A 10587-nucleotide genomic window follows, 5' to 3' on the forward strand; every position below is an offset into this window, starting at 1 on the left:
GGCGCCCCGGCGTGGGAGCCGCCGTCGCGGTGGCGGCGCTGCTGACGCTCACCGCGTGCGCGGCCGCCGAGCCGTCCGGACCACCGCCGCCGCGGCCGGTCGCGGACTGCAACCTGACCATGATCCCCAAGAGCACCGACAACCCGTACTTCGCCGCGGTGCGCACCGGGATGGTCGACGCCCAGCGCGAGCTCGGCGGTGACCTGTCGTTCGTCGGCCCCGCGGCCGGCGACGTCACCGGGCAGATCCAGCGCATCCAGAGTGGACGCCAGCGTGGTTCCTGCGTGATCGGCATCTCCGCGGTGGACTCGTCGGCGGTCGCGCCGGCGCTGGACGCCGCCCGCGCCGACGGGTCGCGGGTCATCAGCTACGACGCCGACGTCAGCGACGGCTCGCGGGGTCTGTTCGTCAACATGGCCACGGCCGACGAGCTCGGCCGCGCCCAGTTCGACATCCTCGCCCGGGCGATGGGCGGCACCGGCGAGTTCGGCATCGTGTCCTCCCAGAGCACGGCCGAGGTGACCAACGGCTGGATCGACGTCATGAAGGCCCAGCTCGCCACACCGCAGTACCGCGGCATGCGCCTGGTCAAGACCTCCTACGGCGACGACGACGCGAAGAAGAGCTACGACGCCGCCGTCGCGCTGCTGCGGGCCCACCCGGACCTGCGGGGGATCATGGCGCCGACCCCGATCGCGATGGAGGCCGCCGTCAAGGCCGCCACCGACCTGGGTGTGGCCGACCGCGTGGTGGTCACCGGCCTGGGCAACCCGGGCACCCAGGCCCAGCTGCTCACCAGCGGCCGGGTCCCGGCCTACGTGCTGTGGAGCCCCCGCGACCTGGGCTACCTGACCTACTACGCGGCCGCCGCCTACACCGCGGGCGAGATCACCGGCCGGCCGGGCGAGACCTTCGACGCCGGGCGCCTGGGGCGCCGGACCGTCGGGCCCGGCGGGGAGATCGTGATGGGCCACCCGATCACGTTCACCCGGGACAACGTCGGTCGCCACCTGCACGACTTCGAGACCACCGGCTGAGCGAGGAGACATGTTCCGCTACACGTACAACACCCTGGCCTACGGCCGGGAGCCGCTGTCGGAGGGGATCGCCCGGCTGGCCCGGTACGGCTACGACGGCGTCGAGCTCGTCGGGGAACCCGCCGAGCAGGACCCCGGACGGATCCGCGCCGACCTGGACCGGCACGGCCTGGTCGCATCCTCGATCATCAGCATCTTCACGCCCGAGCGCGACATCGTGAGCACCGATCCCGCCGTGCGACGACGTGCCGTGGACTACGTGCGCGGCAACGTCGACCACGCCGCCGCGCTCGGTGCCGAGGTCGTCACGTTCACCCCGACGGCCTGCATGAAGATCGTCCCCGGCGCCGAGCGCGCCCGGGAGTGGCAGTGGGCGGTCGAGGCCGCACGCGCGGTCGGCGACCACGCGGGGGAGCGCGGGGTGCGGATCGCGGTCGAGCCGTGGAACCGCTACGAGACCTACCTGATCAACCGGATGGACCAGGCCATCGCGTTCGTCGACGAGGTCGCCCGCCCGGCCGTCGGCGTCATGGCCGACACCTTCCACATGGCCATCGAGGAGACCGACATCGCGGCCGCGATCCGCCGTGCCGGGGCCCGTCTGACCCACGTGCACCTGGCCGACTCCAACCGCGCCGCCCCGGGCTACGGGCACCTCGACTTCGCCCCGGTCCTCGCCGCGATCGCCGACATCGGTTACGAGGGCTGGATCTCCTACGAGCTGCTGCCCGCGGCCGGCGACGTGTGGGGGGTGCTCTCCGGTGCGGGCGCCCCCGAGTTCGGCGACCTCTACACCGGGGCCGCGATCGCCCACACCAGGGCCGTCCTGGCCGGGCTGGGGGAGCGCACGTGAGCCGTCCACTCGGCCTGAGCACGTTCCTGCTGGCGTCCCCGTTCTCCGACGACGCCGTGCGGCCGGCGTTCGAGCAGGTCGCGGCGCTCGGCTACGACCTCGTCGAGGTGTGCGTGGAGGACCCGGCGGTCCTGTCGGCACCGGTGCTGAGCGCGGCCGCCCGGGAGACCGGCCTGGCCGTGGGTGTGTGCGGCGCGTTCGGGCCCGAGCGCGACCTGTCCCACGACGACCCGGCCCGGCGCCGGCAGGGGGTGGACTACCTGCGCGGCTGCATCGACCTCGCCGCCGAGGTCGGTTCGCCGCACGTCGCCGGGCCGATGTACGCGACGACCGGCAGGGCCCGGATGCTCCCGCCGGACGAGCGTGCCCGGCAGTTCCGGTGGGCCACGGCCAGCATCCGGGAGGCCGCCGACCATGCCGCGGAGCGCGGCGTCGCGCTGGCGGTCGAACCGCTGAACCGGTTCGAGACCGACCTGGTCAACACCGTCGAGCAGGGCCTGGAGCTGTGCGCCGCCACCGGCCGGGACAACGTCGGCCTGCTGCTGGACACGTTCCACATGAACATCGAGGAGAAGCACCTGGGCGACGCCGTACGGCTCGCCGGTGACCGGGTGTTCCACGTCCAGGTCGCCGAGAACGACCGGGGGACGCCGGGCAGCGGGCACGTGCCGTGGGCGGAGTTCTTCGGCGCGCTCGACGACATCGGCTACCGCGGCCAGGTCGTCGTCGAGTCGTTCCTGCCCACCGTGGCCGAGATCGCCCGCGCCGTGTCGCTGTGGCGCCCGGTCGCGGACTCGCCGCACGCACTGGCCCGCGACGCGATCGCATTCCTGCGCTCGGCGGACGTCCGCCGGGTCCGTTCGTGACGGCCCCGGAGCAATGACCACCACCTACGAGGGAGCGAACCCCATGGAGATCGTCGACCACCACGGTGAACGGGTCCGGCACGGCCGGGCCACGGTCAACGGCGTCCGTCTGCACTACCTGACCGCGGGCGAGGGCGAGCCCGTCCTGCTGCTGCACGGGGTGCCCAAGACCTCCTACCACTGGCGGCACGTGATTCCGTTGCTGACCCCGCACCACCGGGTCGTGGTGCCGGACATGCGCGGTCTCGGCGACTCCGAGCACGCCGTCGGTGGCTACGACATGGCGAACGTCGCCGAGGACTTCGCGGAGCTGATGACCGAGCTCGGCCACGACCGCTTCCGGGTGGTCGGTGAGGACTGGGGCGCCGCGGCGGCGTACCAGCTCGCGGCCAACCACCCCGACCGCGTCCAGCAGCTCGTCTACCAGGAGATGATCCTCCCCGGGTTCGGGCTCGAGGACTACTCGTTCCTGACCCCGGACAACGTGCGCAGCTACGTGTGGCTGTGGCACATCAACTTCTACTCCGTGCCCGAGTTCCCCGAGATGCTGATCAGCGGCCACGAGCGGGAGTACTTCTCCTACTTCATGAAGCACGAGACCCACGATCCGTCGGCGATCACCCCCGACGCGCTCGACGAGTACGTGCGCTGCTACTCCTCGCCCGGTGGCGTCCGGTGCATGTGCGAGATCTACCGGGCCACGCTCACCGACGGCGACCAGAACCGGGAGTCCGCGCGGACCCGGCTCCCGATGCCGGTGCTGGCCGTGGGCAGCGAGCACTTCATCGGTGCCGACAACGAGCGGCAGATGCGCGAGGTCGCCGACGACGTCCGCGCGGTGATCCTGCCGTGGGGCCACCAGCTCGCCGAGGAGTCGCCCGCGGAGCTGGCCGGGCACTACCTGCGCTTCTTCGCCGGGGAGACGGCATGACCTACGCGGTCCGTGACGGCCGGCTCGTCGGCCCGGACGGGAACCCGTTCCTGTCGCTCGGCCTCAACCACACCGACGAGGCGGCACTGAAGTTCCCCCGTGCCGTCGACGTGTGGCGCGAACGCTACGGGTCGCGGCAGCGCTGGATCCGTGACGGCGTCGTCGCGGACCTGCACGGGTGGGGGTTCAACACGCTGGGGTGGACGAGCGAGTACGTCGCGGGCGGCTGGGGCGAGGCGCTGGACTGGTTCGGCGACCCGATCGACCTCAAGCACTCCGAGCAGTGGACCGCTGCCGAGCTGCGCGGCGCGGGGATGCCCTACGTCGCCCAGGTGCGGGTGGCCGAGATCGAGGACTGGAACGGTCACCCGGCGTTCCGGCCGCTCGACGACGACTTCGTCGACTGGTGCGACCACCTGGGCCGCGCGATCGCTGCGGAGCACGCCGACTCGCCGGACCTGCTCGGCTACTTCCTGGTCGACATCCCGGCCTGGTTGCCGCACGCGTCCGGCCGGGACTTCGCCGAGCTCGCCGGCCTGGAGCCGGGCGCACGGGAACGCGCGCTCTACGACGTCGCCAGCCGCTACTACGAGACGATCGCGACGGCCCTCCGCCGCTACGACCCACACCACCTGATCCTCGGCGACCGGTTCAACGGGAACAAGGGGATCCCGGAGCCGGTGCTGCGGGCCATGGCCCCGCACGTCGACGTCCTGTCCGTGCAGTACTTCACCGAGCCGACCGACGAGTCGCGCCGGGGGATGCGCGACGACCTGGCCCGCTGGCGTGCCCAGTGCGGGGACAAGCCGGTGATCGTCGCCGACACCGGGAACTGGACCCCGACTGAGCTCGACCCGCACCGCGAGGGCCTGCCCGACCACGCCGCCCGCGGCGCGGACTACGGCGCCGCGATGGAGATCCTGCTCGACGAGCCCTGGTTCGCCGGGTGGCACTGGTGCGGCTACGTCGAGAACACCGGTGGGCGCGGCTGGGGGCTCAAGGACCCGTGGGACGAGCCCTACCGGCCCCTGACCGACGCGATCACCGAACACAACCGCCGCGCCGCGGCATACCGGAAGGGGAACTGAGATGGGACAGCTGGACGGCAAGGTCGCGGTGATCACCGGCGGCGGGCGCGGGCAGGGACGGGCGCACGCGCTCCGCCTCGCCCGCGAGGGCGCCGACATCGTCACCTGCGACATCACCGAGCAGGTGCCCACGGTCCCGTTCGCCACCGGGCGCCCCGGTGACCTCGAGGAGACCGTCGCGCAGGTGGAGGAGCTGGGTCGTCGCTGCATCGCGCTCGAGGGCGACGTGCGCCGCACCGCGGACATGGCCCGGCTGGCGGACACGGCGATGCGCGAGTTCGGCCGCATCGACATCCTGCTGGCCAACGCCGGGATCCTGAGCCTGTCGGACAACACCTGGGAGCTCACCGACGAGGCCTGGGACGACATGATCGACATCAACCTGACCGGCGTGTTCAAGGCCTGCCGGGCGGTGGTCCCGCACATCCGGGCGGGCGGCGACGGCGGCTCGATCGTGATCACGTCGTCGATCGCGGGGCTGCGCGGCGTGGCCGGCTGCACGCACTACACGGCGGCCAAGCACGGCATCGTCGGCCTGATGCGCACGCTGGCCACGGAGCTCGCGCCGGAGTCGATCCGAGTGAACACCATCCACCCCACCGGCGTCGCGTCGCCGATGTCGAACAACGACTTCTTCCCGCAGTGGCTGACCGAGCACGAGGAGCTGGGCAACGCCATGCGGTTCAACCTGATGCCGGTGGACGCCCTGGCCGAGACCGACGTGTCCGAGGTGATCGCCTTCCTCTGCTCCGACGCCGGGAAGTGGATCACGGGGACGACCGTCCCCGTGGACGCGGGCTTCCTGCTCAAGTAGGCCGCACCGGTGGTGCTCAGCCACCGGACCGCGCGTCCTGCCGTGGCGTCCTGAGGTCGATCGGGTAGTCGGTGACGGCCCGGTCGACGCAGGCCTTGCCGCCGTGGAGCGCGATGCCGTGCTGGGCCGCCTCGACGGTCAGCGAGACCGTCGGCCTGGGTGGCCCCCGGCCGGGTCGGTGAACCACGGGGTGGTCCGGCTCGGCGGCCCGGGCCACCCGTACCCGTAGTCGGTCGGTCCACCGGGGCGACCGGGGTCGAGGAACGGGGCGGTTCTCGGGGGCACCACCGATAGCACTCCGAGTCGAGAGCCCCCGGGAGCGACCGGCGGGGGCACGTCGTCTCCCCGGCACCCGGGGCCGCGGGGAGGGGGTCAGTAGACCCGCAGCTCCCAGCGGGGGAGTCGGTGGTGGGGTTGCCGTTCCCGATGCAGGTGAAGGTGGTCGGGGCCCCGGGCGCCGCGTTGACGATCTTGGCGCCCTGCTGCTGACAGACCGTCTTGTTGTTGTAGCAGCCGACCGTATCCGCGAACGCGGGTGCGGCCACGGCGAGCGATGCGCCCATGGCGATCGCCGCTCCACCGATGAGGATGCCCAGTCGCTTCGTCATCTGCTCTCCTGCCTCGTCGCGGCGTCACCTCCGGGGTGCGCCGCCGGTCGTCGTCGCGGACGGACCGAAGCTAGATCGGTGGTCCCGGGACCCCTCCCGAGACGGGACCGGTCCGGCCTCGGACGGCTCCGAGGCCGTCGTCGTCGCCGTCGGTCTGCGCGCCCGGACGGGTGACCGGCCCGCCCTCCTCACGCGTGCCGGTCACCCGTCGACGTCGACGCCCGTCCCGCCCGGCGGCGTCCGGCTTCCGCCGGTGTGCGGGGGCGGGGCGAGTCCGGCGGCTGTCCGAGCCGTCGCCGCCGCAACCCGCGGACGAGCATCCCGACGACCACCAGCAGCAGGGCGAGGAGGAGCAGGTGCGCGGTCGCCTGCTGCGCCGCGACCAGCCGGGCGGCGGTCGCCGAGCCACGGGTGAGCAGACCCCCCAGCGCGAACGTGGCGAGCCCCCACACGGAGGCCACCGGGATGCTGACCGCCGCGAACCGGTGGTACGGAAGGACACCGCACGTGACGCGCGGGACCAGTGTGCGGACCACCGCGAACCACTGTCCGAGCGCGACCGCGAGCACCGGGCGACGCTCGGCCAGCTGGAGCACCCGGGCGGCCGCGGCCGGCATGCCGCGCCTGCTGTGCAGCGCCGCCGGGCCGCCCCGGCGACCCCGCCAGTAGCCCAGGCTCGGTCCGGCGGCGCCGGCGACGGCGGCGGTGAGACCCGCGGCGACACCGGGCACCGTGCCGGTGCCGGCGAGCACGCCGAGTCCGACCGTCACGCTGATGCCGGGCAGCACCACGCCGATCAGCAGACCCGACTCCGCGACCAGCGCGACCGACGCGACGACGAGCAGACCCGTCCCGAGCTCGCCCGCGAGCACCGCCATGCCGTCCGCGATCACGCTGCCCCGCGGCTCCCCGGCCGCCGGCCCGCGTCGCGCTCGGACATCGGGCGGGACGCCAGCAGGGCCGTCCGGCGTCGAGCGGGACCCTCTCCACGTGGTCGGCCGCCGCCGGCGGGTGCCGGCCCGGTGCGTCAGGACGGGGGCCGCAGCGGTGTCGTGCGTGGACGACCGCCGGCCCGGCGCGCGACGACGCCGACGACGTCGGAGGCGGTGACGATGCCGTCGATCCGGTCGCCGTCCGCGACGAGGACGGCGTCCCGCCCGTCGGCCGCCATCGCCGCGGCGGCCGCCGACAGGGGCGCCGAGGACGGCAGTACCGCGACCGGGCCGTGGACCTCGGCGACGGTGAGGACGGCCTGGCCCAGCGGGCCCCACTGGGCGGCGACGCCCCTGAGCAGGTCGGACTCGGCCACGAGGCCGATGCAGCGCGGACCTGCGAACACGGGGAGGTGGTGGACGTCGTGGGCCAGCATCAGGTCCAGCGCGGTCCGGACCGGGGTCTGCGGGGTGACCGCGACCAGGCGCGAGGCCACGACCGCGTGCAGCTGCGGGTCGTCGTCGACGGTCTCGGGCGGGGCGTCGAGCCGGAATCGTGTGCGGTCGTCCTGCTGGCCCATCGTGATCCCTCCGTCGGCCGACACGCGCAGCCTGCCCCGCCACGACCCCTGAGGGACGGGCCGGAGGTCCCGCTGCGCCCCTCGGTCCGGCCCCCGCCCCGGGCCACCGACCACCATCAGTCGATAACGACATCCGCTACTGTTAAGGCGTGTCCCCTCCGTCGTTCGGCGTCATGCTGTTCACCCACCGCTTCCCCGGGCAGAGCGCGACCGAGGTGTTCGCGCTGGCCGCGGACGTCGCGCAGGCGGCCGAGGCGCACGGGTTCGCGTCGGTGTGGACCACCGAGCACCACTTCCTGACCGGTTACGGCGTCAACCCCTCCGCGACGACGCTGGCCGCGTTCCTGCTCGGCCGCACCCGGCGGGTGCGGGTCGGCACGGCCGTGACGATCCTGCCGACGCACCCGCCGGTGCACGTCGCGGAGCAGGCGGCGCTGCTCGACCAGCTCTCCGGCGGCCGGTTCGACCTCGGCGTCGGCCGGGCCGGGCCGGTGGTGGACCACGAGGTCCTCGGCACCGGCATCGAGCGGTGGCGCACCGGGTTGCCCGAGGCGCTCGGCCTCGTCCTCGACTCCTTCACCGGGCGGGTGTCCGCCGACTCCGAGCACTACCGGTTCCGCGAGGTCGCACCCGGCCCGGAGCCGTACACGCGTCCGCACCCGCCGGTACACGTGGCCGCGACCTCGGCCACCGGGGTGGAGCTGGCCGCCCGGCACGGCCTGCCGATGCTGTTCTTCTTCTCCCAGACCGCCGACGAGCAGGCACGGCTGGTCGCCGACTACGAGCAGCTCACCGCGGCGCGTCCGGTGCACGGCACCGCGGCCCTGGCCCATGTCACCGACTCGGTCGCCGAGGCCGAACGGGTCGTCCACGAGCGGCTGGCGCCGGTGTTCGCCTCCGGCTACGCCGAGTACGTGATGGTCGAGGAGTACCGCGGTCCGCGGCCCACCCCCGACGAGCTGGCCGCGGGCATCCTCGCCCGCCAGCCGATCGGGCCGCCCGAGCTCTGTGCCCGCCGGCTCGTCGACCTGGTCCGGGGGAGCGGGGCCGGCCGGGTGCTGCTGCACGTCGAGTCCTTCGGTGAGCACGACGCGGTGCTCGCCAACGTCGAACGCCTCGCGACCGAGGTCCTGCCCGCCGTCCGCACTGAACTGGAGAACGCGTGAACGACACCTACGACGTGGTGGTCGTCGGCGGTGGGCCCGCGGGCCTGTCGGCGACCCTCGTGCTCGGCCGCCAGCGGCGTCGCGTCCTGCTCGTCGACGCCGGCGAGCCGCGCAACGCCCCGGCCGCCGAGATGCACATGTACCTCGGCCGCGACGGCGCGGACCCGGCGCAGCTGCTCGCCGACGGCCGCGCGGAGGTCGACGCCTACCCGACGGCGACCCGCCGGGCGGGCCGGGTCGTCGGCGTGCGCGGCGCCCTCGACGACTTCACCCTCGACCTCGACGACGGCGCCGTCGTGCGGGCGCGTCGGCTGCTGCTGGCCGGCGGCCAGGTCGACGAGCCGCTCGACGTGCCCGGGCTGGCGCAGCGGTGGGGCGGCTCGGTGTTCCACTGCCCGTTCTGCCACGGCTACGAGACCACCGGCATGGCGCTCGTGGTGATCGGCAACGGCCTGGCCGGGATGCTCGCCGCCTACGTGCGGGACCGGTTCAGCGACGACGTCGTCCTCGCCACCCACGGCCCCGCCGAGCTGCCCGGCTGGGTCGCGGCGAACCTGGAGGCGGGCGGCGTGCGGGTCGTGGAGTCCCCGATCACGGCGATCGACGGCGACCTGGGCGCGCTCGAGCTCCGCTTCGCCGACGGCACCACCCTCGCCCGCGACGGCATCTACCACCGCGCCCCGACCCGCCCCGGCAACGTACTGGCCGGGAGCCTCGGCGCGACCGTGCTCGACGACGGCGCGATCGCCGTCGACGAGTGCGGCCGGACCTCGGTCCCGGGGGTCTCCGCCGCCGGCGACGCGGCCCGTCAGCCCGGCCTGCCCGACGGCGTGACATTGGTGAGCGTGGGCGCCGGGAGCGGCGTCGCCGCGGCGGTGTGGCTGGAGCAGGAGCTGTTCCGGACCGGGCTGCCGGTCGCCCCCGGCCAGGGCTGAGCCCGGCGGGCGCCCCGGACGCCGGCCCGGGGCGCCCGGGTCAGTACCGCAGCTCGTCCACCGAGGGGTCGGCGGCCAGCCGGGCGGCCGTCGTCACCGGGTCGAGCACCTCGGCGGCCCGGCCGACCCCGTGCGGGACCCGGCCCGCCAGCACGTCGGTCACGGCGAGCGCGGTGAACGCGCCGGTCAGGGCGAGCGAGTCGGTGGACCGCAGCAGCGTGCGGCGGGCCCCGTCGGCGTAGCGCGCCGACGCGAGCAGGGTGATGGCGACGCCGTGCGCGGCCACGTCGGCGTCGGCGGCGGCGATGACGGCGTCGACGTGCGCCAGCGGGTCGCCCGACGCCCAGGCGGACGCGAGGGTGTCCGGCAGCCCCGGCCCCGGGAACACCGAGTAGGCCCGCAGCTGCTCCGCACCGGTGTCCGCGGCCAGGCGCTGCGCCTCGGCGGTGAGCAGCGGCACGGCGTGCACCGGACCGTCGAACCCCGGCAGCGACACCGCGGGCTGCACCGCCAGCGCGGCCTCGACGGGTCCGCCGTCGCGCCACAGCGCCCGGGGCAGCCCGTAGCGGGGCGGGACCGACAGCAGCACGTCCGCCGCCGCGGCCGGGGTCAGCCGATCGGCGCCACCGGCGTAGAGGTCCAGCCGCCGGGCCCCCGGCGGGAGCAGGCGCGGCAGGAGCCCCGACAGCCCGGGCACCACACCCGTGCCCAGCACGACGCAGCGGTCGCCGGTCGGGAACGGGTCCAGGTCGCCGGCCGGATCCACGAGGTGCGCC

10 protein-coding genes and 1 pseudogene are annotated in these 10587 nt (G+C 74.4%); 8 read left to right on the top strand and 3 right to left on the bottom strand.

The genetic code is table 11. From position 1 onward, the window contains the following. The first annotated feature begins 11 nt into the window (after window positions 1–11). From NH602_RS05390 to NH602_RS05415, 6 genes are read left to right on the top strand one after another with little or no spacing between them, the layout of a single operon-like run. Window positions 12–1037: a rhamnose ABC transporter substrate-binding protein gene (locus NH602_RS05390; protein WP_139282681.1), complete on the top strand. Its 1026-nt coding sequence runs from the start codon at window positions 12–14 to the stop codon at window positions 1035–1037. 10 nt (window positions 1038–1047) lie between these two features. Continuing rightward, window positions 1048–1890: a sugar phosphate isomerase/epimerase family protein gene (locus NH602_RS05395; protein WP_179760432.1), complete on the top strand. Its 843-nt coding sequence runs from the start codon at window positions 1048–1050 to the stop codon at window positions 1888–1890. Further along, on the top strand, window positions 1887–2756 hold the full coding sequence (locus tag NH602_RS05400) for a sugar phosphate isomerase/epimerase family protein (protein ID WP_179760431.1): 870 nt from the start codon (window positions 1887–1889) through the stop codon (window positions 2754–2756). The genes NH602_RS05395 and NH602_RS05400 overlap by 4 nt, the downstream gene beginning before the upstream one ends. Before the next feature lie 13 nt (window positions 2757–2769). Next, window positions 2770–3687 (top strand): alpha/beta fold hydrolase, encoded by a 918-nt coding sequence (locus NH602_RS05405; protein ID WP_237453857.1) that lies wholly within the window; start codon window positions 2770–2772, stop codon window positions 3685–3687. Beyond that, the gene (locus NH602_RS05410; protein WP_253067188.1) at window positions 3684–4775 is read left to right on the top strand and encodes an agarase; all 1092 of its coding nucleotides are present in this window, start codon (window positions 3684–3686) and stop codon (window positions 4773–4775) included. The genes NH602_RS05405 and NH602_RS05410 overlap by 4 nt, the downstream gene beginning before the upstream one ends. A 1-nt stretch (window position 4776) precedes the next feature. After that, window positions 4777–5589, top strand: coding sequence for a mycofactocin-coupled SDR family oxidoreductase (locus NH602_RS05415; protein ID WP_179760429.1), 813 nt, complete (start codon window positions 4777–4779; stop codon window positions 5587–5589). A 796-nt stretch (window positions 5590–6385) separates the two neighbouring features. Here the strand turns inward: NH602_RS05415 and NH602_RS05420 are convergent. Continuing rightward, window positions 6386–7090, bottom strand: coding sequence for a DedA family protein (locus NH602_RS05420; RefSeq protein ID WP_253067189.1), 705 nt, complete (start codon window positions 7088–7090; stop codon window positions 6386–6388). Between the two features lie 134 nt (window positions 7091–7224). After that, window positions 7225–7710 carry a CBS domain-containing protein gene (locus NH602_RS05425; protein ID WP_253067190.1) on the bottom strand — a complete coding sequence of 162 codons (486 nt, stop codon included), beginning with the start codon at window positions 7708–7710 and terminating at the stop codon, window positions 7225–7227. Window positions 7711–7859: 149 nt separating this feature from the next. On the opposite strand from NH602_RS05425, the gene NH602_RS05430 reads away from it, so the two are divergent. Together NH602_RS05430 and NH602_RS05435 are read left to right on the top strand one after the other, a co-directional pair. Then, a complete protein-coding gene (locus NH602_RS05430; RefSeq protein WP_253067191.1) occupies window positions 7860–8876 on the top strand; it encodes an LLM class flavin-dependent oxidoreductase in 1017 nt (338 codons plus the stop codon). Then, on the top strand, window positions 8873–9811 hold the full coding sequence (locus tag NH602_RS05435; protein WP_253067192.1) for an NAD(P)/FAD-dependent oxidoreductase: 939 nt from the start codon (window positions 8873–8875) through the stop codon (window positions 9809–9811). The genes NH602_RS05430 and NH602_RS05435 overlap by 4 nt, the downstream gene beginning before the upstream one ends. Before the next feature lie 40 nt (window positions 9812–9851). Here the strand turns inward: NH602_RS05435 and NH602_RS05440 are convergent. After that, window positions 9852–10587: pseudogene (locus NH602_RS05440) on the bottom strand (saccharopine dehydrogenase); the annotation flags it as partial.

Source organism: Pseudonocardia sp. McavD-2-B (assembly GCF_024124365.1).
In the GTDB taxonomy this organism is placed as follows: Bacteria; Actinomycetota; Actinomycetes; order Mycobacteriales; family Pseudonocardiaceae; genus Pseudonocardia; species Pseudonocardia alni.

Coding starts and splice junctions, on each gene's coding strand:
- NH602_RS05395 (WP_179760432.1), top strand. CDS start 1,048: ATGTTCCGCTACACGTACAACACCCTGGCCTACGGCCGGGAGCCGCTG.
- NH602_RS05405 (WP_237453857.1), top strand. CDS start 2,770: ATGACCACCACCTACGAGGGAGCGAACCCCATGGAGATCGTCGACCAC.
- NH602_RS05415 (WP_179760429.1), top strand. CDS start 4,777: ATGGGACAGCTGGACGGCAAGGTCGCGGTGATCACCGGCGGCGGGCGC.
- NH602_RS05410 (WP_253067188.1), top strand. CDS start 3,684: ATGACCTACGCGGTCCGTGACGGCCGGCTCGTCGGCCCGGACGGGAAC.
- NH602_RS05425 (WP_253067190.1), bottom strand. CDS start 7,710: ATGGGCCAGCAGGACGACCGCACACGATTCCGGCTCGACGCCCCGCCC.